This window comes from Treponema sp. UBA6852 (genome assembly GCA_002449305.1).
Lineage (GTDB): Bacteria > Spirochaetota > Spirochaetia > Treponematales > Treponemataceae > Treponema_D.
The window spans coordinates 1-25204 of record DKDI01000015.1 but is presented as its reverse complement, the minus strand read 5'-3'; the positions used below and the strand labels follow the sequence as shown (position 1 = coordinate 25204).

General features: G+C 39.0%; 28 protein-coding genes. 14 read left to right on the top strand and 14 right to left on the bottom strand.

The annotated features are described in order from the left end of the window. The 7 genes from B3209_RS03900 to B3209_RS03870 all read right to left on the bottom strand — a co-directional run bounded on the left by B3209_RS03900 (position 1) and on the right by B3209_RS03870 (position 8718). The gene (locus tag B3209_RS03900; RefSeq protein ID WP_295796433.1) at positions 1–783 is read right to left on the bottom strand and encodes a hemolysin family protein; all 783 of its coding nucleotides are present in this window, start codon (positions 781–783) and stop codon (positions 1–3) included. Positions 784–791: 8 nt separating this feature from the next. After that, on the bottom strand, positions 792–1286 hold the full coding sequence (gene ybeY / locus B3209_RS03895; protein ID WP_296662069.1) for an rRNA maturation RNase YbeY: 495 nt from the start codon (positions 1284–1286) through the stop codon (positions 792–794). Further along, the gene (locus tag B3209_RS03890) at positions 1286–3121 is read right to left on the bottom strand and encodes an HD family phosphohydrolase (protein ID WP_296092263.1); all 1836 of its coding nucleotides are present in this window, start codon (positions 3119–3121) and stop codon (positions 1286–1288) included. Before B3209_RS03890 ends, ybeY begins: the two co-directional genes overlap by 1 nt. Further along, entirely contained in the window at positions 3102–4034 is a 933-nt protein-coding gene (locus B3209_RS03885) for a PhoH family protein (protein ID WP_296689920.1), read from the bottom strand. Before B3209_RS03885 ends, B3209_RS03890 begins: the two co-directional genes overlap by 20 nt. 69 nt (positions 4035–4103) lie before the next feature. Then, positions 4104–4706, bottom strand: coding sequence for a hypothetical protein (locus B3209_RS03880; RefSeq protein WP_295796486.1), 603 nt, complete (start codon positions 4704–4706; stop codon positions 4104–4106). Between the two features lie 58 nt (positions 4707–4764). Continuing rightward, positions 4765–7503, bottom strand: coding sequence for a valine--tRNA ligase (locus B3209_RS03875; RefSeq protein WP_296689907.1), 2739 nt, complete (start codon positions 7501–7503; stop codon positions 4765–4767). Positions 7504–7830: 327 nt separating this feature from the next. Continuing rightward, entirely contained in the window at positions 7831–8718 is an 888-nt protein-coding gene (locus B3209_RS03870; RefSeq protein WP_296689905.1) for a formylglycine-generating enzyme family protein, read from the bottom strand. Positions 8719–9381: 663 nt separating this feature from the next. On the opposite strand from B3209_RS03870, the gene B3209_RS03865 reads away from it, so the two are divergent. Then, positions 9382–10887, top strand: coding sequence for a glycine hydroxymethyltransferase (locus B3209_RS03865; RefSeq protein ID WP_296689903.1), 1506 nt, complete (start codon positions 9382–9384; stop codon positions 10885–10887). Between the two features lie 76 nt (positions 10888–10963). On the opposite strand, the gene B3209_RS03860 is transcribed toward B3209_RS03865, so the two are convergent. The 7 genes from B3209_RS03860 to B3209_RS03830 all read right to left on the bottom strand — a co-directional run bounded on the left by B3209_RS03860 (position 10964) and on the right by B3209_RS03830 (position 16287). Then, complete coding sequence (locus tag B3209_RS03860) at positions 10964–11977, bottom strand: SPOR domain-containing protein (protein WP_296689901.1); 1014 nt, start codon at positions 11975–11977, stop codon at positions 10964–10966. Beyond that, positions 11974–12270 carry a hypothetical protein gene (locus B3209_RS03855; RefSeq protein ID WP_296664486.1) on the bottom strand — a complete coding sequence of 99 codons (297 nt, stop codon included), beginning with the start codon at positions 12268–12270 and terminating at the stop codon, positions 11974–11976. Before B3209_RS03855 ends, B3209_RS03860 begins: the two co-directional genes overlap by 4 nt. 95 nt (positions 12271–12365) lie before the next feature. Then, the gene (locus B3209_RS03850) at positions 12366–12722 is read right to left on the bottom strand and encodes a PIN domain-containing protein (RefSeq protein ID WP_296664484.1); all 357 of its coding nucleotides are present in this window, start codon (positions 12720–12722) and stop codon (positions 12366–12368) included. A 2-nt stretch (positions 12723–12724) separates the two neighbouring features. After that, positions 12725–12940 (bottom strand): hypothetical protein, encoded by a 216-nt coding sequence (locus B3209_RS03845; RefSeq protein WP_276752787.1) that lies wholly within the window; start codon positions 12938–12940, stop codon positions 12725–12727. Positions 12941–13968: 1028 nt separating this feature from the next. Further along, positions 13969–14592, bottom strand: coding sequence for a hypothetical protein (locus tag B3209_RS03840; protein WP_288583750.1), 624 nt, complete (start codon positions 14590–14592; stop codon positions 13969–13971). Beyond that, positions 14589–15266, bottom strand: coding sequence for a response regulator transcription factor (locus B3209_RS03835; RefSeq protein WP_296689897.1), 678 nt, complete (start codon positions 15264–15266; stop codon positions 14589–14591). The genes B3209_RS03840 and B3209_RS03835 overlap by 4 nt, the downstream gene beginning before the upstream one ends. Continuing rightward, positions 15235–16287 (bottom strand): sensor histidine kinase, encoded by a 1053-nt coding sequence (locus B3209_RS03830; RefSeq protein ID WP_296689894.1) that lies wholly within the window; start codon positions 16285–16287, stop codon positions 15235–15237. Before B3209_RS03830 ends, B3209_RS03835 begins: the two co-directional genes overlap by 32 nt. A 149-nt stretch (positions 16288–16436) precedes the next feature. Here B3209_RS03830 and B3209_RS03825 point away from each other — a divergent pair, with 149 nt between their 5' ends. From B3209_RS03825 to B3209_RS03765, 13 genes are all read left to right on the top strand, one after another. Continuing rightward, entirely contained in the window at positions 16437–16868 is a 432-nt protein-coding gene (locus tag B3209_RS03825) for a hypothetical protein (protein WP_276779105.1), read from the top strand. A 24-nt stretch (positions 16869–16892) separates the two neighbouring features. Then, the gene (locus B3209_RS03820) at positions 16893–17645 is read left to right on the top strand and encodes a zinc ribbon domain-containing protein (protein ID WP_296689887.1); all 753 of its coding nucleotides are present in this window, start codon (positions 16893–16895) and stop codon (positions 17643–17645) included. Positions 17646–17655: 10 nt separating this feature from the next. Next, positions 17656–18228, top strand: a complete 573-nt coding sequence (locus B3209_RS03815; protein ID WP_296689882.1) for a hypothetical protein — start codon at positions 17656–17658, stop codon at positions 18226–18228. After that, positions 18212–19555, top strand: coding sequence for an SPFH domain-containing protein (locus B3209_RS03810; protein ID WP_296689879.1), 1344 nt, complete (start codon positions 18212–18214; stop codon positions 19553–19555). Before B3209_RS03815 ends, B3209_RS03810 begins: the two co-directional genes overlap by 17 nt. Positions 19556–19576: 21 nt before the next feature. Beyond that, the gene (locus B3209_RS03805) at positions 19577–19924 is read left to right on the top strand and encodes a hypothetical protein (protein ID WP_296689877.1); all 348 of its coding nucleotides are present in this window, start codon (positions 19577–19579) and stop codon (positions 19922–19924) included. A 74-nt stretch (positions 19925–19998) separates the two neighbouring features. Continuing rightward, positions 19999–20826, top strand: a complete 828-nt coding sequence (locus B3209_RS03800) for a hypothetical protein (protein ID WP_296689876.1) — start codon at positions 19999–20001, stop codon at positions 20824–20826. A 2-nt stretch (positions 20827–20828) separates the two neighbouring features. After that, entirely contained in the window at positions 20829–21401 is a 573-nt protein-coding gene (locus B3209_RS03795; RefSeq protein WP_296689873.1) for a YqiA/YcfP family alpha/beta fold hydrolase, read from the top strand. A gap of 141 nt (positions 21402–21542) precedes the next feature. Beyond that, positions 21543–22352 (top strand): hypothetical protein, encoded by an 810-nt coding sequence (locus tag B3209_RS03790; RefSeq protein WP_296689870.1) that lies wholly within the window; start codon positions 21543–21545, stop codon positions 22350–22352. 104 nt (positions 22353–22456) lie between these two features. After that, positions 22457–23251 carry a hypothetical protein gene (locus B3209_RS03785; protein WP_296689867.1) on the top strand — a complete coding sequence of 265 codons (795 nt, stop codon included), beginning with the start codon at positions 22457–22459 and terminating at the stop codon, positions 23249–23251. A gap of 122 nt (positions 23252–23373) precedes the next feature. Continuing rightward, the gene (locus B3209_RS03780) at positions 23374–23790 is read left to right on the top strand and encodes a hypothetical protein (RefSeq protein WP_296689863.1); all 417 of its coding nucleotides are present in this window, start codon (positions 23374–23376) and stop codon (positions 23788–23790) included. A gap of 175 nt (positions 23791–23965) precedes the next feature. Then, positions 23966–24337: a GNAT family N-acetyltransferase gene (locus tag B3209_RS03775; RefSeq protein ID WP_296689918.1), complete on the top strand. Its 372-nt coding sequence runs from the start codon at positions 23966–23968 to the stop codon at positions 24335–24337. Then, positions 24330–24614 (top strand): VOC family protein, encoded by a 285-nt coding sequence (locus B3209_RS03770; protein WP_296689861.1) that lies wholly within the window; start codon positions 24330–24332, stop codon positions 24612–24614. Before B3209_RS03775 ends, B3209_RS03770 begins: the two co-directional genes overlap by 8 nt. Before the next feature lie 2 nt (positions 24615–24616). After that, entirely contained in the window at positions 24617–24937 is a 321-nt protein-coding gene (locus B3209_RS03765) for a TfoX/Sxy family protein (RefSeq protein WP_349681160.1), read from the top strand. Positions 24938–25204 lie beyond the last annotated feature (267 nt).

Below are 25204 nucleotides of genomic sequence, written 5' to 3'. Positions count from 1 at the left end.
TTAGTCTTCTTTCTTCCGCATTATTTTTATTGTGTCAACCTTGTGTCCTTCCATTTCCTGAATAATAAAGTCCCACTGATTCCATGAAATCTTTTCAAACTTTACAGGAATTTTTCCGAACAAATCGAACACGAAACCGCCCAAAGTATCAAAATTTTCTGTAGGAAAATCCGAGCCGATTTCTTCATTTAAAGTGTCAAGGTCAACACGCGCATCGCAAATCCAGGCATTTTCAGAAAGCGAAATTATGTCCTCATGCTCATTGTCAAATTCATCCTGAATGTCGCCAACAATTTCTTCTATAATATCTTCCATGCAGACAATTCCAGAAATTCCGCCGTACTCGTCAATGCTGACCGCAATATGAACGTGCCGTCTTTTAAATTCGCGCAAAAGGCTGTCGATGTGCTTGCTTTCTGGAACAAAATAAGGCTTGCGGATTATTTTTTCCAAGTCAATCGGAAGTTTTTCTGCAAGAGTTTTTATCAAGTCCTTTACATAAAGAATTCCAACAACATTGTCTATTGAACCGGAATAAACCGGAATGCGGGAATGACCGCTTTCTGTAACCTTTTTTAGAAGCTCTTCTTCTGGAGTTTCCATTGAAATAAAATCAACATCGATTCTAGGAACCATTACTTCCTTTACGGTTGTTACCGCAAGCTCTTCAACTCCCTGAATCATGTCGTTTTTTTCTTCAGCTAAAATTTCCTGCTGGGCTTCTTCTGCGGCAGAGATTTTCTGATCGTTTTTCTTTGAATTTTCTTTTTTAAGTCCAAACATACAATTTCCTATTTTTCAGTTTCTTCTATTATAATTTCCTGCTCTAGTTCTTTCATCAGTTTTTTTTGCAGAACAAGCATTTCGCATTTTGGCTCCACATTTTTTTCAACGTGTTCTTCTCCGTGGTCATATCCGTTTAAATGAAGAATTCCATGGATTATAAGCCGCTTTAATTCCTCATTCTGGCTCACTTCAAAATACTCTGAATTTTTGGGCAAAGTGTCAACGCTTATAGCAATATCGCCAGCCTGAAGCCACACAGCATTGTCTTCGTCAGTATATTTTTCGCCGTTTTCAAAGCTCAAGACATCAGTGGGGCTATCTATATTTCGGTAAGTTTTATTTAAATACTGAATATATTCATCGGAACAAAAAAGAATAGAAAATTCCTCGCCGTCCCAGCCGCATTTCTGCATGACTTTTTGCGCGAAAGGCTCAATCTTTTCTATCCAGACAGGAGAAGTTTTTCCGTCTTCCATGCCCACAAAAATCTGGTTCCCCATTACTTTTTTTCCTTTATAATTTTTTCAGCCTTGTCTTTTAAAGACTTCTTGGAATTTTTATCTTCCTTCACGCTTTTATCTTTTTCCGTTTTCTCAGATTTTTTATCTTTTTCTGCGGAAGCTGAATTTTCCTGCTGCTGTGCTTGCGCCTGAGGAGGAAGCGGAATCTGATGGACTTCATTTGTGTCCGGATCTTTTTGGTCAGGATATTTCGTGCGGCTGTGATAGTAGCCTGCAAGAATCTGAACGAAAGCATCGTGAATTTTTGTAAGGTCTCTGAATGTAAGATTACAGTTTTCAAGCTGCTTATGCTCGATTTTTCCGTAAATCAATGTGGTTATGAATTTTTCAAGGCGCGGAACAGAAGGCTTTTCCAAACTGCGGCAGGCAGCTTCAACTGTATCGGCAAGCATGACGATTGCGCTTTCTCTTGTTGTAGGCGGATTTCCTGTGTAAGAATAATCTTCTGGGTTCGCATCCGGATCAATTGCTTTTGCCTCATTATAAAAATACGCAATAACCTGATTTCCGTGGTGCTCGCTTATTATGTCGATTATCTGCTTAGGAAGACGCAACGCACGCGCTTTTTCAACACCTCGCTTAACATGGCTTCTGATTATGCTCACAGAAAGAGACGGATTTATTTCAGTATGAATATTTTCACCGGCAGTCTGATTTTCTACAAAGTATTCAGGATTATCAAGTTTTCCAATGTCGTGATAGTACGCGCCGACTCTAGCAAGAAGCGGATTCGCTCCAACCTCATTGCACGCAGCTTCTGCAAGGCTTGCAACCATAAGCGAATGGTTATAAGTTCCGCTCGCTGTAACAAGCATTTTTTTCATCGTAGGATTATTCAAGTCGCTCAAATCCATAAGACGGAAAAGAGAAGCCGTGTTCAGCAAAAGTTCAAGAGGTGTAAGAAGTCCAAGGCAAAGAATGCCAGAAAAAAATCCGTTCAGGGCAACACCAACAATCGCGCCAAGTCCGTCATACAAAGAATCACTAAAAATAATCTTGAAAATCATCAGGAAAACAACATTCAGCAAAGACTGAAGCACAGAAACCAAAACCATGTCTGTTCTTCTGTTGATTTTTCTTACAAGCCGCGCGGAAGCAAAAGAAGTTGAAAGCACAAACAAGAACGGAACAATCTGATAAGAAGAAGCATTTAAAACTGAAAGTGAAATAATAAGCGAAAAGAAAACCGCATTAAGCTGGCCGAACAAAATCGCCACAAGAAAGACGCAAACAGAAGACGGAATAACAGCGCAGATTGCATAAGGAGATGCAAAGTAAACTGACTTAGAGCCAAAAATCACAGAGCTAAAAATTATAATGTAAAAGCAGCACTCGGTAACAAGCTCCTTGAATTCAATCATCTTGACTTTAAAATAAATTTTACTACAGCAAAAGAAAAATAATGCGCACATCAATATATGGTAAATCACAGAATTCGCAAAAGCCCTGTAGTCCACGTAAACATCAGACTCAGACATTTTCTTTAGTTTTGCGTAGCCTTCTTCTGTAATCGGAAATCCCTTTCTTATGACTTTTTCTCCAGCCTGAACTTCAACTGGATTTTCATAATCTGAAGGAAGCGACTTTACAGCCTTTATTGTAACATCGGATATTTGCCCGATTTCATAGTCGTTTATATTAAAAGAAGAAACGGTCGAGGATGTGGAAATCTTTACAAAGACAAGCGCAACTGTAACAAGAAAAGTCGCAAAGGTCAAAATAACCATTGGATAATTCTTCTTAAGATATTTTGAAAAAGCTCCTGTTAAAACAGAAAAAAAAGTCTGTGTATTTTCATCTTTCTTCATTCTCATAAGCCTGTATAATTTTTTTAACCAACCCGTTTCTTACAACGTCTTCCGAAGTCAGCTCAGCAATCGAAATTCCTTCCACGCCTCTAAGAAGATTCAAGGCATGAAGAAAACCAGAAGGAGTCCTTTTTGGCAAGTCAACCTGCGAAGGATCTCCTGTTACAAAGACTTTAGACGTCTCTCCCATTCTAGTTAAAAACATTTTCATCTGCTCAGAAGTTGTGTTCTGGGCTTCATCAAGAATTATAACGCTGTTGCTTAAAGTCCGTCCACGCATATAGGCAAGCGGCGCAATTTCTATTATACCGTTTTCTGTAAGTCTTTTTATAGTATCTGAAGGCAAAACCGCATTTATTGAATCAAACAGCGGCCTTATATAAGGATTTATTTTATCCTGCAAATCACCGGGAAGAAAACCAAGACTTTCGCCGGCTTCAACAACAGGGCGCGTCAAAACTATGGACTTTACTTTGTGAGAAAGCAAAAGGCGCAAAGATTCCGCAACAGCAAGAAAAGTTTTTCCAGAGCCTGCAGGTCCGCTTGCAAAAACCAAATCAGAACTACGCATCTTTAAAATCAATGAAGACTGGCCTTTTGTGCGCGGAAAAACTTTTTTTGTTCCGCCCGGAATAGAAATAGACAAATCCAAATCAGCATTGTTATTCAATACAGACTGAATCAATTCTGAATCTGAAACATTTTTGCTCGCCGCAGAAAATTCATCAAGAATACGGTCAACTGCAAAACGAAACTGCTGCTCAATGCAAGAATCTCCGCAGTCAATGGAAAGCTCGTTTCCTCTGGCAAAAACAGGAACTCCAAGAAAAGATTCCATGAGTTTTAGGTTGCTGTCATTTGTTCCGCAGATACGGGAAAGATAAGATGAATCGGGAACAATAATCGTATACGAGGGCACTGCGCAAAAATCTCCGTTTTCTATTTGAAGAATTGTAGCATAAGAATTTGGAGAGCGCAAACAAAAGGGCTACTCATCCCTTTCTTCTTTTCTGTCAAAATAGCCGGATTTTTCAAGGTGCTCGCGGCGGCTTACAACAAGACTTATAAGTTCCTGATACATATTAAAATCAACTTCAACGGCAATCGGAAGAATAAAATATTCAGTTTCATCGCAATATCGTTCAATAAATTCATTGCTCGTTACAAAGCCAAGGCTTATCATGTTGGAAATTCTGTCGGCGCATTTTAGGATTTTTGCGCGCTGGCTTCCATTGTCTATAATCGACTTTAAATACTCGCTCTTTAGCTGCCCCGGTCTCTTTGTAACTTCCTTTACAAGCTCAAGAACTTCAGGGCCGTCAGAATCTGCATTGCGGATAAGATTTTCATCAAATCCCGGAATATCTTCTATTGTGTCATGCACGCAGCTTGCCTTCAAAAGAATATTGTCGATGTAGCCGTAGTCAATGAGAATGCCCATTGTATCAAGCTGATGGCGGAACATATTTCCTCCTGCAAACCTTGCCTTGCCAATCAAAGCTGTGGCAATCTGCATATAAGGGGCAAGATAGATGTTCTTAAGCTGAAGCATGTGCTCATTGTCCATCTGCTGGGGCTTTTCCACCGCCATTTCATATTTTCTTTTCATAAGAATCCTCCTGAAGGCAAATCTTTTGAAAAAGTTCCGGCTACAAATTATTCAAGTACAAATTAAGCTTTTCTATGCGGCGCTGGGCTTCTTCCATGCGGTTTCTTTCTTCCTGAACAACTTCGGCTGGAGCGTGCTCGGCAAATTTTCCGTTCAGCTTGTTTGTGCTTCTGCGGACATTTTCTGTTTCATATTCAATGTCGCGTGTAAACTTCTGCCTTAGCTGCTCTTTATTCACGCTTTCATCAACCAAAAGGAACGCTTCGAATCCAGTACCGACAGCTCCAATTGATTTTTCAGGATTTGACTCCACAAAGTCAACCTTGCTGATTCCAGCCAAAAGGCAAACCATGTCGTTCTTTTCTTTTATTACTTCCGCGCTTGAGCCTTTGGAAATTTTTACAGCAATGTGAAGTTTGCTTGCAGGATCAATTCCGCATTCAACACGAAGTCCGCGCAAAGTCCTTATGAGTTCCTTTAAAGTTTCAAATCGCTCTGTAATTTCTTTGTTCATGCGGCTTGCTTTTTCTTCTGGATACGGAGCTGTAACAAGAAGTCCTGTGTATTCTTCAGAAGGAAGAATTTTCTGCTTACCGGCTTTCTTGCGGTTTTCTACAATCTGAGACAAAGGCAGCTTAGAATAAATTTCTTCTGTAACAAAAGGAATGTACGGATGAAGCAAACGAAGGCTTTCTTCAAGAACATTCAGCAAAACAGAAACCGCGCGGTCTTTTTCGCGGTCATCGCCATTTTTAAACGAAAGTTTTGTAGCTTCAACATACCAGTCGCAGAAATCGTTCCAGAAATATTCATAGATTGCAGAAGCTCCGTCATTGTAACGGTAGCTTTCAAAAGCAGCCCTTGCATTTTTTACAGCATTGTCAAGGCAAGTATAAATCCACTTGTCAAGCTCGTTAAGGTCTGAATCAGCAACAGGAATAAGAGTCCTGCCTTCAAGATTTCCAAGAATATAGCGGCTTGCGTTCCATACTTTGTTGCAGAAACGGCTTCCCATTTTGAATGAATCCTTATCTACAAGAACATCCTGGCCTTGCGCGCACATATAGCTCAAAGTGAATTTAAGAGCATCCGCACCGTAAAGGTCAATAATTTCAAGCGGGTCGATTCCGTTTCCAAGAGACTTAGACATCTTCCTGCCCTGCTTGTCGCGAACAAGTCCGTGAATATAAATGTCATGGAACGGAGACTTTCCTGTAAATTCAAGGCCAGCCATAATCATGCGGCTTACCCAGAAGAAAATAATATCGTAGGCTGTAACAAGAGCTGTAGTCGGATAGAAATGCTCAAGGTCGGAAGTTTTTTCAGGCCAGCCAAGAGTTGAGAACGGCCAAAGCCAGGAAGAGAACCAAGTGTCAAGAACATCAGGATCTTGCTTTAAATGAGAAGCATCTGCGCCGCATTTAGGGCATTTTTCAGGATCAGCGCGGCTAACGATAGTTTCTCCGCAGTCGCAGTACCATACAGGAATTCTGTGTCCCCACCAAAGCTGACGGCTTATGCACCAGTCGCGGATATTTTCCATCCAGTGAGAGAATGTGTTTTCCCATTTGCGCGGATAAAAAACAAATTCTTCGTTCTTCCAGGCGGCAAGAGCTTTGTCTGCAAGAGGCTTCATTTTTACAAACCACTGGTCGCTTAAATACGGCTCTACAACAGTTGAACATCTGTAGCAATGGCCAACTGAATGCTTGATTTTTTCCTCGCCCTTGTAAAGTCCAAGTTCCTTTAAATCTTCTATAATAAGTTTGCGAGCTTCAGGACATTTTAAGCCGCGGTATTTTTCAGGACAATTATTGTTTAAAGTTCCGTCTGGATTTAAAATGTTTATAACTTCAAGATTGTTTCTTTTTCCAACTTCCCAGTCGTTAGGATCGTGCGCCGGAGTGATTTTTACCATTCCAGTTCCGAATTCCTTGTCAACATAAGAATCTGCAATCAAGCTTATTACACGGTCAGTAAGCGGAAGCTTAAGTTTTTTTCCAACGACAGACTTGTAACGCTCATCTTCCGGATTTACAGCAACCGCAGTATCGCCAAGCAAAGTTTCCGGGCGGGTTGTGGCAATTTCAATTTTTCCAGAGCCATCTTCAAATTCATAATAAATGTGATACATGAAGCCGTCTGTGTCTGTGTGTTCAACTTCATCATCAGCAAGAGCCGTTCCGCAGCGAGGACACCAGTTTACAAGATAATGTCCTTTATAGATAAGTCCGCGCTCATAAAGAGTTACAAAGACATTGCGAACAGCCTTAGAAAGACCTTCATCCATTGTAAAACGCTCGCGGTTCCAGTCCACGGAATTTCCGAGCTTGCGCTGCTGCTTAACAATAGTGTTGTGATGATCTTCTTTTACCTGCCAAGTGCGCTCAAGAAATTTTTCACGACCAAGGTCATTGCGGGTCTTTCCTTCTTTTTTAAGCTGCTTTTCAACAACATTCTGAGTGGCAATTCCTGCATGGTCGGTTCCAGGAATCCAAAGAGTGTCATCTCCTTTCATTCTGTGGTAGCGCACAACAATATCCTGAAGCGTATTGTTAAGTCCATGCCCCATGTGAAGAACGCCTGTAACGTTTGGCGGAGGAATTACGACTGTATACTTTGAAACAGAAGATTTTTTAGACTTACCCAAGTAACATTCATGCACCGGAGAATCCTTGTCGGACGCAGGCTTAAAGCATCCTGTCTGAACCCATTCAGCATAAATTCTATCTTCAAAATCTTTTGGATTGTAGGATTTTTCAAGTTCAATAGCTTTCATCGTAACCTCTATCAACACACAGACTTGTGCTTTTTTTTTATAAAGCGAAATTATAATATTTTTTTTTGATGTTTGCAATGAAAAGATAAAGATGGGACATTCAAGGTATATCTAACAAGTTCTATGATTCCACTCTGCGCTTACCCATGTGCCATTCCCGTGCTTGTTTGTATGTCATTCCTGCTCTGGGTTATATGTCATTCCCGCACTCGTTGCGGGAATCTATTTTTTTTTACAACAGTACCTGCTCGCTGCATCTGCTACGTACCTGTTCCGCTACGGCTTACCGCCTGCGCTGCACCGGCACTACACAGCCGCAGCTCGCTATTACTTGCCTGTAGAGCGGACAATGCGGAAGCCCAGGTAGTCGTAGGTGCTATAGGCGTTGTAGTCGCACCGATTGCCCACCGCGCAGTAGTAGGCGTCGTTGTACCAACTGCCGCCGCAGTAATAGCGTTTGCCGTTGCTGTCGGAACCCCAGCACCACTCCTCCACATTGCCGCTCATGTCGTAAAGAACGTAGCCGTTAGGATCTTTCTGTGCTACAGAGTGTGTCTTGTTTCCGCTGTTGACAACATACCAGCCCACTTCGTCCAGCTCGCCGCTGCCGCTGTACGTGAATTCCTGACTGCCTTTTGCCGCATACTGCCATTCTTCTACTGTAGGCAGGCGGTAGCCGTTGGCATTTTCATCTTGAGTTACAGTTTTTGTTATTTTATTTCCTTTATTAGGAACATAGTTCCATTTTTCTACATCAGTTTCGCCATCAACATCATAGACTGGAGTCAAACCGCAAATCTTACTTAATTTGTTGCAAAAATAAACTGCGTCATACCAGCTCACAGTTTCCACAGGAAGATTTTTTTCTCCTTTGAAGCCGCTAGGATTCTTGCCCATTACAGACTCGTAAAGCTCCTGTGTAACTTCCGTTGCAAGAATAGAAAATTCCTTTCCTGGAACAGCAATCATAAGCTTGTCAACATTTTTATACGTAACGCCCTCTTCCAAGGCAGTTTTGACAGAGCCATCGGAATTGTTTATGTCAGTATCCGCCCCCCCCTCAACAATTGAATCTCCACTGTCGTCTCCTGAGTCAGAGCATGAAATCTGCAAGGGAACAGCAAGCAGTATAATTCCGCAGATAACAAAAGTCGCAAAAGACAGCCTGCTTTTACGGTCGCCAGCCACGCTAAAACATTTTTTTAAGGTTTTCATTTTTTACCACCCCCGTATAATTTTTTAAAGCTACCATACAAATTTTATGGTGTCAAGAAAAACAATCTGCTTGCGTTTTAACAAAAGTTTTATAGGTCGAATGTCGAGTTAAAAAAAAGAGCTGTCTTTTACAATTAAAAATTAGCAAGGCAGCTCTTTTTATCAGCAACACTGTTCTAATACCAAGCTTTCTACAGTCCATCTACTGCCTTGTGAAGACCGCGCTTAATGCTTTAGCGTCCTTAAAATAAAGTTAAAAACAGACAATTTTTAAGTTAATACTAGTGCAAAATCAACTTAATTTCATTCTTAAATCAACTTAATTCTGCTTTGTTTTTAACTTAATTTTACTTTAATTTTAAGTTGATTTCGTTTTGTTTTTAAGTTTATTTTGTTTTAATTTTAACTTAATTTCACTTTAATTTTAACTTAATTTTGTTTTGTTTTTAAGTTAATTCCACATAAAAATCAGCTTAATTTTATAATCCATACATACCTTGTTCATTGCATATAAAGCGTAACGGTGCAGACTGGTGCGCCTTGTGCTAAAGCCTAGAAAGCCTGCCTGTGTTTCAAAAATTCAGCTTACTTGCGGAAAGAGCTAGATTCAACTAGAATGCTAAAAGTTAAACAGACCAAATTTTATAAAGCGAGGTGAGTCCAATGCCTACTCCACTTGAAAACTATGTAAAGGAATGCGGCGGAAAGTTGAATCCTGCCATGACTTCCTATGTTGCGAATCTTCAGCTTGTTTCTGATGTAGCCCCGGAAATTGCAGAAGACATTGTAAAGGAGCTTGCAACCCAGCGCCGGCACTTAAAGCTTGTGGCAAGTGAAAACTACTGCTCGCTCAATGTTCAGGCCGCAATGGGAAACCTTTTAACAGACAAATATGCAGAAGGATTCCCGGAACACCGTTACTACGGCGGATGCGAAAACATCGATTCAGTTGAAAAAACTGCCGCAAAAGAAGCAGCCGAGCTTTTTGGAGCAGACTACGCTTATGTTCAGCCCCATGCAGGATGCGATGCGAATCTTGTTGCTTACTGGGCAATTCTTTCAAAGACAATTGAAACTCCGACTCTTGAGGAAATGGGCGTAAAATCCCTTGGGGATCTTAATGCCGAGCAGTTCGACATTCTTCGCAAAAGATTCGGCAACCAGCGTCTTATGGGGCTTGACTATTCATGCGGCGGACACCTTACCCACGGATACAAGATGAATGTTTCAGCCCGTATGTTTGAAAGCCACCCTTACGGAGTTGACAAGGAAACAGGACTTTTGGACTATGACGCAATAGAAAAGCAGGCGATGGAAGTAAAGCCTCTTATTCTTCTTACAGGATTCAGCGCGTATCCAAGAAAAATCAACTTTAAGAAATTCCGTGAAATTGCAGACAAATGCGGAGCAGTTCTTATGGTGGACATGGCGCACTTTGCAGGTCTTGTTGCAGGAAAAGTTTTCACAGGCGACTATGATCCTGTAAAATGGGCTGACGTTGTTACAACTACAACACACAAGACTTTACGCGGACCACGTGGCGCGCTCATTCTTTGCAAGAAGGAATTCACAGACTACGTGAACAAAGGCTGCCCTATGGTTCTAGGCGGACCTCTAAATCACATTGTCGCGGCAAAGGCTGTGGCTTTCAAAGAAGCAAAAACTCCTGCATATCAGGCTTACGCGCAGAATGTTGTAAAAAACGCACAGGCTCTTGCCGCTGCCTGCATTGAAAAAGGAATGAAGCTTCAGACAGGCGGAACAGACAACCACCTTATGCTCGTTGACGTTACAACTTACGGCCTTACAGGAAAACAGGCGGAAGCGGCACTTTTCAAATGCGGTGTTACAGCAAACGCAAATGCCCTTCCTTATGACAAGAACGGCGCCTGGTGGACTTCTGGAATCCGCATTGGAACTCCGGGGCTTACAACTTTGGGAATGAATGAAAACGACATGAAGAAAGTAGCGGAAATTATCGACCTTGTTCTAAAGGGAACAAAGCCAGGACTTACAAAAGACGGAAAGCCTGCAAAGGGAAAAATAGAGCTTGATGAATCTATTCAGGCAAAAGCAGAAAAAGAAGTTCAGGAGCTTCTTTCAAAGCACGTTCTTTATCCAGAGCTTGACCTTGACTTCCTCAAAAAAGAGTTTGTAAAAGGGCTTTAAGCCAAAATATTGCAAAAACTGCCGCTAAGAACTAAAACGCTTGGCGGCTTTTTTTATTCAACTTTCTAATAAGAAACTATTCAATCGTATAACAATCTATGCCGGCGTTTTTTAGTTTCTGACCCATTGTCATGCTGGCGTTTTCGTCCACGGCAACGATGAAATATGTTGTTCCACTGGAGCGGGTTTCTGTGTAGCAGTATGCGTCGAAGCCTTTTTGCTTTGCATTTCTTATGCAGTCATCGGCATTTTCTTTTTTCTTAAAAAGACCAAGCTGCTGTTTTTTTCCTGAATGCTTTTGCGACAAAGAAATTTCAGGCTGAGCAGAAGAAACTTCTTTCTTTTGTGATTCTGAATTTTCATTGTAGAGTTTTTGTGAAGATGAAGCGGAATTTTCTTTTGGCACAAAATACCAGAACGGAACGCGCATTATCTGGCTTTTTCCATTTGCAACAGAGGCTTCCGGGCTTAAAGGAAATTCACGGTTCAATTCTTCCGCATATACTCTTGCTGAAGTCAAATGCCATAAAGTAAACAAAACCTGAGTCTTTACGCTTTTCATGGACTGCATTGAACTGTATGCTTTTAAAAGTTCCACGGAATCGGAAATGTCTGCGCCGGGAACAGAAGATGCCTTGCAAAGTTCGCTCCAAACAGAATAAAGCTTGACAGTAGCGGAAACTGTTTCGTTCTTGGAATTTCTTACTGCGCTGTTCAAGTAAGAGTCGGCAGTTTCCCAGTTGCCAGCACAAAGATTTGCCCGCACCGCATTAAGCACAAGCTGCTCAGAAGTAACCTTTGGCATATTTGAAGCATCGTGCGCCGCAATGCCGGCTGCCTTTGCGTAGGAATTTCCGGCATCAGTATAAAGACCAAGCTGCTCCTGCAAAGTTCCAGTATAATATAGAAGAGAACGAGTGTCCGCGGCAGTATCGGCAAAGTCAAGGTTGCGCTTTAAATAGTCAATTGAGTCAAGAACAGTTTCCTGCTTTAGAGCTTCCTTTTTTATGATTTCCGCGGATTTTTTATTCTGCGCAAAAATAGAAGCGGAAGCAACACAGGCGCAAAATGCAAGCAATAATTTTTTCATTCAGCGTTTTCCTGCGGTTGCTGCAAAGGAGCTTCTTCTTGCTGAACTTTCTGCCCGGATTTTTTTTCTTTTTTATTTGATTCAGGAATGGAATCAGCTTTTCTTTTTTTTCCAAATGTGAACGGAAGCGTAATTACAACGCCAGCCAAAAAAGCGGAAAGCAATGCTGCAAAAACCGGAATATTTTCAAAGCTATGAAAAAACCAAATTGAGCACTTGTTAGAAAGATTGAATCCTGTAAGAAGAGCAACAAGCACAACTAAAAATAAAATTCCTATAAGTTTAAACGGCATACAAACCTCTCAAAAATTCAAAATTATAAACCAATTAAATTATAATTGCATTCAAGGAAAATTGCAATTTTAATGCTATGGAAAAATGGAAGGAGTTATTTTAATTTTGCGGAAAGTTTTTTATCAAACGTAAAAACAGTTTCATTAAGAATTTTTTTTCTCGAAATTATAATGCAATCAACAAAATCAAATGCTGTTTCAGAAAAAACAGAAAGCGCATTAACAATAATTTCCTTATTCTGAATTTCAACTTCATTGAAAATAGGAGCAACTATTGATTTTATTTCATTTCTAGGAACTTTATAAAGCTTGGTCAGCACATACACAACTTCGGCAATAATTTCTGGCAAAGTAAAAGAACCTTGCTTTATAACAGATTCTGCTTTGTCCGCCTGTTCTGGAATATCATCCAAAAGATAGCGGAGAATAACATTTGTATCTATGAGAGTCATTTTTATTTTCCAGAAAAAGCAGAAGAAGCTGTTTCCTGTTCAATGTGAACCAACGACGGATTCGCATAGATAGCAGCAAGTCCGCGGCATGAAACAGATTTTTCATCAGAATCATTTTCTTCATCCACAACAACTATAGCCGACTGTTTTAATTTAAAAGTAATATTTCCAAGAGGAACAAAAGATTTTCCGTCATAATAAGCCTTGACTGCAATCATGAGATGCCTCCTATAATTTTTTAATATATTAAAATTATAATTGCATTCAAGGAAAATTGCAATTTTATATTTATTATGTGCCAGGGCAAACGCATTATAAATGTATTCAGCATAAAACTGGCTCCCAGACACGATTTTCTGGTTCAAAATCGCGCAATAATGTGCTACACTCTGATTGTTGCAAAGTAACTATAGAATTACCCGCTCACGCGGCCGCAACAATCAGAGTGTTTTTGCCCCAGAAACCGTTCCTTCGCGCAAACTTTACTTAAATTATTTATAATGCATTTGCCCTGTATTATGCGTTTTTTTTTCCGTTATTTTTCTGAGTCTTCTTTTTGTCCTAGGTATTTTCCGGTTGCTTCAAACAAAGCATTTTCAATTTCTTCGATTCTGAAATTCCGTTTTTGAATAAAGTCCCTGATTGTCATGTCGAATTTGTTTTTTTCGTCAAAAGCCGTTTGTGTTTACCTTGATGTCTACAAGTCCCGGTATTTTTCCTTTGAGGCCTTCCAGACCTTCTTTGATTGAGGGGGCAGTACAAACCCTCAAAACGGCGAAGTCAAGGCTTTAAGCGTTAGCGTGCCTTGACTTCGCCGTATTCCGGCTTTTACAGATTCCTTTTCAGAATCGCTCATTTCTTTTAATGTCCATAAGATTATGTGTTTTACCATTTGTGTGTCCTTTCCTTAAATCATATTGCAGCCGGATTTTCTTTCTTCCGGGTGAGCCACTTCAAAGCCGCAGTTGGCTTCCATGTTCAGTTCGCGAAGTTCTTTTACTCCGTCAATATAGAGCTGATAGTTGATGCCAGTAGATTCATAGCCGCAGCCTACATCGTAATCTTCGCACAGTGATTCGCGGACAATCTGTTCCCGCTGTTCTCTAAAGGTATTGCAGTCGGGCTTGTACCCTCCGCACGAATCAAAATACTTGCCATAGTGTTTCCTTTTGAAAACATTTTAGCATAACAAAGAGGGCTTCTGGAATAAAGTTACTGCGACAGAGGAAAACTAATCTGTTATGTTTTAGAATGATGGTAAGTCCGAAAAAACTTTCTTAACGAAGCGGTAAATAAAAAGGCAAATCGTAGCACATACAAGTTTATCTACAAAGTTTGTGATTGTGCCGCCTATGTATGCTGCAACCGGCAGGCTTCTGATTACGACGTAGATTCCCTGAACGGCGTTATCAACCTGCGGAATTGATGTGTTTGCGCCGTAAACAAAAGTTGAAATTGTGTCGCCGATAATTGAATTGCTGATTGCGGCTAAAAATCCAGCCCACATAAAGCTGTCTGCAGAAAGAAGTTTTTCGTTAGGATATTTTTTTCTTTCTGAGCGGAAAATCAGCCAGGCTATTAAAGCGGTAGAAAGATGACATGCAGAAAAGAAGATTCCCGTGTGTGCAAAAATGAACAAAAGCAGATTTGAACCAAAGGCGCAGATTAAGCCCGGTACAAGTCCGCACAAAGCAGTTACCGCAATGGTCATTACTGAATCAAGATAAAGAGGAAAAGCAATTAATCCTGCCAGAAAAGAACCGAGATAATTTATTCCGATTGAAACGGCGGTAAAGAGAACTGTAAAAATTATTCTGCGCGGTGTCCAGTTTTTGTCCGGCAACCTGCTGTTTATTAAGTTGCCGCTCATACTATAAGCCCCAGAAGTTTTGCTTTTTCAAGAAGGTCGTGTCTGTCTTTTATATCAAGTTTTGAATAGACTTCGGTTCGCTGATTGATGACAGTTTTTTCTGATTTGCCGAGTTTTTTGGCAATGTCTGCAACGTGCATATCCTGCGAAAGAAGAATAAAAACTTCACGCTCTTTTTTGGAAAGTGATTTGTAGTTATCAAAAAGGTAGCTCAAATCATTTGTGATGTCGTGTTCACACCCATGTTTTACAAGAAGCGACTGCATCAGTTCAGTTGCGGCTTTGTTGTAATATGAGTTCCCGTTTGCAACAGTTGTGATTGCAGATGCAAGTTCATCAATTGTTGCGTCTTTTGTAATGTAGCCCTGAACTCCGTTCAAGAGTGAATTTTCAACATGAATCACATCGTTGAACATTGTGTAAATCAAAATAGAAATGCCGGGAGAAAGCTTTTTGAGTTCGGGAATCAATTCAAGTCCGCTTCTGCCGTCCAGGTTCAAATCAAGAATAACAATTTTGATGCCGCGGTTTTCCTTTAAGGTTTCCAGTGCGCTTTCATAATCACTTGCGCACACAAAATCAAAAGAGGAATCTTTATTTTTAAGCATCTGCGTCATGCCGTCGCGTAAGCCCACATGATCATCAACGAACAGAATCTTTAATTGTGATTGCAATTGTTGTTCCTCCCTCGCTTATAAAATTGACAGTGCCGCCCAAAAGTTCCACGCGCTCTTTTATATTAGAAACGCCGTAATGCTTTTTTGCGCTCTGCTTGTTTTTAAGTTCAACTTCTTCTTCCGAAAATCCCTTGCCGTCGTCCTTTATGATAAAGCGGAAGTCGTCGATGCCGTCTACAAAACGGATTTCCACATTGCCCGCGTTTGCATGGCGGCTGATGTTGGAAAGAGCTTCCTGCAGGATCCGGATAAGTTCAATCTGAACATTTTCGCTTAAATGCTGAATTTTTGTTGAACCGATGTAGACCTTTGTTGAAATGTTGTAGTTTGCTTCAAGCGTTGCCGCCAGTTTTTTTACAATTTCTTCAAAGCTTTCGTTCAGGTTCAGGTGAGTGGTTCCAATCATATAGCGCACTTCGTTAAAAGCCTGCTGGGCATAAAACTTTGATTTTGAAATATCTTCTTTTTCAAGATAAAGCTTAAGCGCCGCAAGATCCTGAGCAACACCGTCGTGAAGATTGCGGCTGATTTTAGACTGTTCTTCGTTCATCACTTTAAGACGGTGAAGGTCTATTCTGTTTTTAAATGATTTTTCTACAATCAGAAAAACTGCAATCATAATGAGGATGAGAGAGCAGTACAAAAGCGTGTCGTAGCCAAGGTTCAGGCGGTTCTGCGTCTGGTGCATGTTGTTTTGAAAAGTGATTATCGGCTCAATTGTGCTCTGATTTGTTTCCAGAAGTTCAATAATCTCTGAAAGTTCAATTTTTAATTCTTCATCAAAATAAGTAAAAGGCGCGTAATCGTAAGTGAGTTTTTCTATCAAATCATCAGAATTAAAATTGCCGCTGTTTTCTTCCAGCTGGATTTTGAGCATTTGAGAATCCAGTTCAGAAATCTTTTTGTTTGAGTACGTCTTAAAATAAATGGAAAATCCAAAATTGATTATTGCCACATAGATGATGAGTAATTCAATTTTAAAAACATGCTTCAATGTTAAAGCAAAACTTTTGCTCATGCGCCAAGTATACATCAAAAGTCCCGTTTTTGTTTGGGAAATTTTCCCAAGAATTTTAGGAAAGAGTCCCAAAGGAATTTTGAAGCGATGGAGTAGAATAACTGCGTGCGTACGGAAACGAAAAAAAACAAAACATTGGAAGGTGAATTATGGGTTTCTTAAACAAAATGAAAACATCTCAGACAGGAGATATTTATTGTGACTGGTGCGGGGCTTATATCAAAAATGATATGAACGGCGGATTTATTGAACAGATGGGTTTTGGAATTGTAAAGCGCGTTGTAAGTCTTTCGACCAAACATTACTGCTCGGCAAAATGCAAGGCACTTGCAGAAGAAGCTGCAGCTGAAAAAAAAGAAGATTATGAAAACAGAAAAGCAAACGGGCAGCTCACTGCAACAGAACAGATTAAAGAAGACATTGCAGCTCCTGTAAAAGAAGCCTTTTCAGAAATGGGAGGTATGGTAAAAGATACAATGGCCGAGCCTATGAATGAAATGAAAAATCAGCTTGCAGATCAAATGAAACAGTCGTTTGCCGGCATTTCTAAAGGCTTTGGTATGTTTGGAAAAAAGAAGTAATTTTTTAAAAATTGAGGTGGAAAAATGAAGTTTTGTACAAACTGCGGTAAGCAGTTAAATGATGATGCAAAGTTTTGTGATACATGCGGAGCTCCGGTTTCTGGAACACAGACTCCGCCAATCCCTGGAACAAATGAGAATGTTGGGGATGATACAAAAAGAAAGGAAGTATTTGTAGGAGTTAAAAGAAAATGTCCTGTCTGCGGAGCTGAAGTATCTGCCTTTGCACTAACATGCCCCAATGGTCATGAATTATCAGGAATAAACGTAAGCAAAATCTCAAAAGATTTTCAGGAAGGACTTATAGAGTACGAAGGAAAAGAAGAGCGTGATTTTGTTGCTTCATTTCCAATCCCGAACGAAAGAGAAGCTCTCGGAAATTTTATGCTTATGGTTGCATCAATCTTAAAGCAGGACATGCAGAATGGTGCAGACCAGATGCGTGTAAGTTCTTTTTCAAGTAAATTTGATGAAATTAAAAGCAAAGTCTACATGATGCTGAAAGCAGATGATCCGATTTTTGGTGAAACAAAAAAATGGGACAGTGCTTTAAATGAATTGTATGAAAATTATAAAAAAATCATTGAAGAACGAGCCATTATAAACAGGAAGAAGCAGAAAGAACAGGAAAGAAAGAATAGAAAATGGGAAAGAAAACGAAACAGTCTCTGGTATAACGCAAGTAATGAAACAAAAGGAGCTATAATAGGCATATGTATTTCTTTTGGGGTTGCTATTATTCTTGGCTGTTATTTATTTGGGTGTGCAATTGACTAGGTGGTGTTTTATGATAGAAACAAATATTCAAAATCAAAAAGAGTTATTTCTTAAATCAGAATTCTTTATGCTTTCTTGGGAAGCTGCCGTTCAACAAAGGAATGAAGGTCAGAAACTTTTTAAAAACAATATTTCAGATGGGAAAAAGAATGAATTTAAATATGACTTATTTAAGCACACAGAAGAAATCTTAGAAAATTATAAAGAAAATAAAGTAAATTCAAATGTTCATCATGAAAATTTATTAAAAGTCCATAATTTTATATGTGAAAAAAAAGAGTTTTTTGCAGATGGCTCTTATGCATTTAATTTTTCTACTGTACAAAAATATTTTAACATGATGTGTAAATACTATTGGTGTGCAGGATTTATTGAAGAACCTCCAGAATTACCTGTTGATAGAATTAATCTATCAAAAATTGGAAAAACTGATAGTTGGACGAAAGAAATCATAACAAAAGATGACTATGAAAAAGTGATAGAGGATTTTCGTACGAATGAAAGTGTTTCAAGTGAAAGTTCTCTCGCAGTGTGGGAGTTAAAAAAATGGAATAGGAGACAATTTAATGGGCTTATTCAATAAAAAAAACGAAGGCGGATTGATTGATGTAATCCGCTGTGATGAAAAAGAATATTTAATCTGGAAATGGCGGCCGGCTGGAGAAGAGGTAAACACCACTAAGAAAGAAAATGCAATCCGTTATGGTTCAAGCCTTAGGGTAAAAGACGGTGAAGTTGCGGTTTTTGTTTATCCGGGAGAAAATGGAAATCAGGATTTTATAGAAGGTCCTTTTGATCAGACAATAAAAACCGGAAACTTCCCGATTCTTTCAAGTATCGTTGGTGCGGCTTTTGGCGGAGTAAGTCCTTTTCAGGCAGAAATTTACTTTATAAATCTTGCAGGGCTGATTCAGACAAGATTTGCCGTTCCATTTTTTGATGTTGCAGATCCCCGTTTTCTTGATTATTCAGTTCCCGTAGCTGTTCGCGGTGATATTCGTTTTAAAATTACAGACTATAAAGAATTCATCAAACAGCGACGCCTGATACATTTTGACCTGGAAGATTTTAAATCTCAGATACAATCAGCTGTAACAAAATATGTAAAAAGTGTAGTAGCAAATATTCCTTCAGAGAAAGGAATTCCAGTAATTCAGCTTGAGCGTAAGCTTACAGAAATTAACGATGTAGTTGAAGAATCTCTGAAAAAACGTTTACAGAATGAGTTTGGTGTAACTGTAAGTTCAGTAGATATAGAGGATATCGATATTGATAAAACTTCTGATGGTTACAATCAGCTTAAAGCCGTTACTCAGGATGTAACAACACAGACAATACAGCGGCAGACAAATGCAAACCTTACCAACATGGAAGAAACCTTACGCATTCAGCGTGAGGGTATGGCTCAGGCTCAAAGACTTCAGAATGAAAGCGCAAATCTTTCTGCGTTCCAGCTTGAAAAACAGGCAGAAGTCGGCGTTGAAGGGGCAAAGGCATTCGGACAAATGGGCGCAAATGGTGCCATGGGAATCAATCTTGGAAATGGCGGGGGAATGAACCCGGCAGGAATGATGGCAGGAATGGCAATGGGAAGCGCAATCGGGCAGAACATGGCTGGTATGGTTGGCGGCATGATGAACGGAATGAATCAGCAGGTGCCGCCACAGGCTAATAATGTACCTCCGGTTCCGGGAAATGAAAGTTATCATGTAGCAGTTAATGGAACTGCAACCGGTCCTTATACTGTTTCGGTCTTATCAACAATGGCGGCGAATGGTCAGTTTACAAAAGAGAGTCTTGTCTGGAAAAGTGGAATGGCAAACTGGCAGGCAGCGGGAAGTATTTCAGAGCTTGCAGGTCTGTTTGCGGGCACGGTTCCGCCAGTGCCTCCAGTGCCACCACAGATGTAATCTAATTTTAGGAGAAAGAAAATGAAATGTAATATTTTTTTGACTGTAGCTTCTGTACTTATTGCAGCATTAATCGGATATGGTTTTTACGCTGCAAATTCAAGTGAGTCCTTTGTCTGGCTTTTATGCAGTGGGGCTGGAATCACTTCTGCACTTACTCTGACAGGAATTTTGGGAATTTCAACCAAAGGAAGAACTGGAGGAATAAACATAACGGCTTTGTCGTCAATCTTTTTTGTCCTTTTTTTAATCTGCAATCTTGTGTTTGCTTTTACGGCTGTAAAAGTTGCACCTTATGTAATTATCAACGGAATTCTACTTTTGATTTATGCTATTGGAATTTATGGCATAGTAAAAAGTAAACATTAAAAAATTGTTATTTTTAAAGAATTTTACTTAAAAAAAACACCTTTCTTGTATTTATTATATAGGGGGTAAAAATTATGTCAGATTCTAATACTTCTTTAGATTTTTCTAATTCGGAAAACCTTTTACAGGATAAGGTTTATCCGGTTGAGGACAGGCAAAAGAAAAATGAACTCTTTAAGGATTTCCTTTCTGAAGTTCTTAGCGAAACCCTGTGGTTTCTGGAAACAAAAAACATAGGCAAATATTCTTTTGAAATCCGGGAAGTGAATATTACGGAAGAATTTGAAAGCCTTGTTGACCATGAAGGCAGCTCAGGAAAAATCAACAGCGAGGATAAAGTCTATTGTTCCCTGCTGAATGGTGAGAAGCTGTTTTTGTTTACAGACAAGTGCTTTGATAACCTTGGGCTAATTCGTCATGACCAGCAGTATGATTTGGCCTATCTTCATGACCTGAAATATTTTACCACGGTTTTAGCTGAAAATTTTGAGAAGGCATTTATTAGGGTAAGTTTCAGGCAGAATCATCACCGTGGAAAAATGATTCTTTCTAATAAAAAGTCAACAAGTTTTATCGGGCAAAATAGCATCTACCTCAAAACAGATGATATGAAGCAAATGGGCTATTTTGCAAAATTTGAAATAAGAAGCAATAAAAATGTCTATACCGACCCCTTTCAAATATGGATTTCAGGTAAGCTTATGGAACAAATCAATCTTGAGCCTTTGCAGATATTGTGGATGAGTAATACGCCGGAAGAAATATTTGACATGACTCCAGAAGAACATGAACAGTTGATGAACAAAATAACTCCTGCCTGGATAGCAGAAATAGAAAAAAGAGCATTTGAAAAATTAAGAAATCCTCGTCGGGGATCATTACGCGATTATATAGAGGAATAATTATGAAGAAAAACGCTTTGTACATTCACGGCTTTATGGGAAATCCAAAGGGCGGAACTTTTGAAACGCTAAAAAAGACTCTCACAAAATGGAACATTCATTCAATACCTTTTCCAGATTTGCACACTGATGTAAAAAAAACTCAGTGTCTTATCAGGGACTATTGTAAGAGTGAAAAAGTTGATTTGTTAATTGGAGCCTCCCTTGGAGCTTTTTATGTTCTTCAATATGAAGAGATAATAGACAAACTTGTAATAAATCCGTGTTTATATCCTTCTATTGAGATTCCAAAACTTAGAGACCGGTCAACTGGTAATCCCATAATTCTTTCAGATAAAGTATTGGCAGACTTTCGTGAAATGGAAAAATATAAAGACATTCCAGAAGAACAAAAAAGAAGAAGTTTTGGCATTTTTGCAAAGGACGATGAATTATTTCATTTCAAAGATTCATTTGATAAATTATTCCAATATAAAGAAGATTTTTATAAAAACAGCATTTTAATAAAGGGGCATCACAGTATTGAAGAAGAGTATTTAGCTGATGGTTTAAAGCAGGCAGAAAAGTATTTTTAAAGACAGATAAACAGCTGTTGTGATGAATGTATTGATTAAAAAATTGCAGGGCTTAGAGAAGTGCAGACTGTGGAGAATTTCAGCCTGGGCAAATTGGTATAAGCCCTGCTTTTTTGTATTGGAAATATAAGAGGTGACATCATGACTAAAGAAGAATACGATAGACTAGGTCATATTACGGAAACAGGAAAATGCTGCTTCTGTGGAAAAGAATACACAGACTATGGTTATTCAACCTGGTGCGTTTGGACCGCTGAAGAAGAAAACGAAGCATTTGGTGAAAATAAACGCTGCTGTGCGGAATGTAATGAAAAAATTGTCAATGAAGCGCGAAGAGAAAGAGTGGCTGCAGTGAAGCAAGGAAAAATCGAAAATATTTTGCAAGATTTTTCTGAAGTCATCTATGAACGGCGGAGTAAGGGGTTAGTAGAAGGTGGAGAATCTATAATACGAGTCTATGACAATGGTCTATACCGAAAAATACTTCTTCCCAGAGAGAAATATAAAGGGAAAAAATGTAAAGGAGAGCGGAAAGACATAGTCTACGGTAAGGAACTTTCTGTAGTACCTAAACTCCTTGAGTTCTATAGGGAAAATCAGGAAGAGATAGATTCCCTTCCAGACCGATTAAAAGATCCCTATGACGATCGTATATACAGTGAGGAGAGCATACGGTTTGGCAAAAAGCTTATTACCGGACCTCATATTTTTGGTGCTCCGCCTAATGAATATTATGATGAAATTCTCGAAGTTAAACGGACTCCGGAAAAGGATGCAGTCGTACAACAGATAGAAAAACTCTGGAAGCTTGCTCAAAAAATTGAAAACGGGATTTTAGAAGACGAATTTCCACTGTATAAAAAAGAAAAGGATGATCGTCGAAAAAGAATTGCAAGAAGCCTGGAACTTAGTAGGAAGAAATACGTCGAGTCAAGGCACGCTCACGCTTAAAGCCTTGACTTCGCCGTTTTGAGGGTTTTGTAATAAACCCTCAATAAAAGGAGGTGCTTCCTGCACCGCCTCTGAACGCGGAGTTTTATAAGGAGCGATTGATTATGTTAGATAATTTTCAATTACACGAATTAAGTGGTTACACTGGTTTAGAAAGAATCAGCTATCTACTGGAGATCCTTATAAGTTCGAAGACTTATTATGATTATGTACTCGATTCTTATGAACAAAAAGATTATGAAAAAAATCATTTCCCGGATATTATTCGAATATTCTTTAATGAATACAGACAAATTGAACCCGCTGCATTATTGAAAGTAAACTATGGTATCTTTATGGTATTAGGTGAGAATACTAAAGTTGCAATAAAAGTATTGAAAGATCTATATTACGAAAATAAGATTTCAGTTTCTGATGATGAAATAAATGAAATGACAGGAACTTTAGAAGAATTACTTTCTAATATCAGAAATCAGGAAGATCAAGTTTATAGATTTAAAGTATCAAACCTTAATGAAAGCTTATCTAAGTTTATTGAAGAGTTACAGGCTTTTCTTGATTATATATTGTTTTTTAAAGATGCTAAAACAGAAATATTAGAAGCTCTTAGTTCTGCCTATTCAAATTATAAAAGCGATTTAGACTCTTATAATGAACAAATTATGTCAGATGGTTATAACAAAGCAGTGGATGAAACCCAAGACGCAATCGAAAATGAGAACTTAAAGCAAAAGGCATTGAGTATTATTTCTGCAATATTCAGGCAGAAATGTTATATCGAAAATCCAGCACTCCTGGAAAAAACTTCAAGTCTTGTTAGTCAATCCGAGCGTATCATAAATGATACTTTACCTTTAAAAATATCTGTAAAAGATAAATTGCCGGTCGTTATACGATAAAGGAGGTGTGATAAAAATTACATCCATGTAATTTTTATCACTGCAGATTTTGCCGTTGGCAAAACTGCGATTCGATGCCTCGTGCATCGCCGCTGAACGCGGAGTTTTATACGGAGGATGATTTGGCTATATTAGCACAGTTAAGTCTTGCTGAAGAGTTTATTAGAACTATTTTGCCAGGAGATATGGATTATAAGTTGTTCAAGTCAGAAGCTGACCAAATAATCAAGGTTTGGGAAGGTTTTGGAAAAGCTCTTAAAAAGAACAAGCCGTTAAAATACAATCCAAGTTTGTCACCTGAAGCAAAAAAGTATCTTAAAAGATATTCAAAGTTTGTTGCTCTCAATTTGGTAGAGCTAAGAAACAAAGCTCAGACAAATACAATTGTTCCGGTTAAAACAGAATACGAAAAAATAGAACTTGAAAGGTATAAGCTGCGAACTGAAGGTTTTATACTTAATTTTGAGCATACTGAAGATAAATCAGTAAAAGCTTTTGTTAAGCTTGTAAAAGATACTCAGCAACTGATTTTCAGGTAATCGGGAATAATTTATACAGTGCCTTATGTATAAATCTCTGCTATAATAAATCAAGAGGCAAAAAATGATTGATTACAAAAAAGCAGAGTTGAATGAACTTGATGAAATTATAAGATGCCGCATGGAATTTATCCGCGAAGACATTGGTCCTCAGACTCCGGAAATGGAATAGACAATCCAGGCACAGCTTCAGGAATATCTTAAAAATCATCTGAACCGCGATTGCTATGTTTTTGCAGCGGAGGAAGATGGAAAAATCATTTCAATTGCTTTTTTGCTGATTCAGGAAAGACCTGCGAATCCGAGATTTCCTCATGGGCGTACCGGAAATATTATGAATGTTTATACGGTTCCGGAAAGACGTCGCCAGAGAATTGCCGGCAATGTTATCAAGCAGATTATGGATTTTGGCAAACTTGAGAATCTTGATTTCCTCGAACTCAAGGCTGCTCCTATGGGATATCCGCTCTATAAAAAGCTTGGCTTTGAAGATGCCTGCAGTCGTTGCAAAGAAATGAATTTTAAGTGGAAAAAAAAGAATGATTAAAGGTATACATCATATTTCAATGAAATGCGGAACAGCAGAAGAACTTGCCAAGGTCCGCGAATTTTATATTGAGCTTCTTGGTTTGAAAGTTATACGCGAGTGGGCTGAAGGTATGATGATTGATACCGGAAACGGTCTGCTTGAGATTTTTACTAATGCTGATGGAACTCACTGCCTTGGTGCAATTCGACATATGGCCCTTCTTACTGATGATGATGGCATGGCTTTCTGTTACGGACCGCTTGGAGAGCAGGTTGAGTTTTATATGGAGAGATAATCATGATGAATGAGTTTAATGAATATGTCCGCGACTGTTTTTCTGAAGCAGGCGATATTGTCATAAAATCTATGATGGGCGGATATCTTGTATATTTTAAGGGGAATCTTATAGGTGATGTTTGCGGTGATGAGCTGTTTTTGAAGAGAACTCCGACATCGGATAGGCTGCTTGCAGATTCCGAACTGCGTTATCCGTATGAAGGTTCAAAGACATTGATGCATGTATTTGATAATTTTGATGATAAGGCACTGATTTTGGAGCTTTTGGAAGGTATTCACTTGATCCTTCAAATGCCCAAAAGCCAAGATTTCTTGGAATAAAACGGATTTTCCATTTATTGTCTTTTATAATTTTATCAATTTGATTTGTTACAGATATATTTTCACAGATGGTTCTTTCATTAAATTTTTCATTTAGACAGTTTCGATCATAAGCAATTATTTTACCATCATCGTAAGCAGCTAAAACTCTAGCTGATAAATAATCTCCTGGATGTTCTGCAGCAGGATAAAAACATCCATAGTTAAGTTCCATTTTGTAATGAAAGATTAAATAAGCCATTAGTTCTCCCATAAAAAGTCAACGAA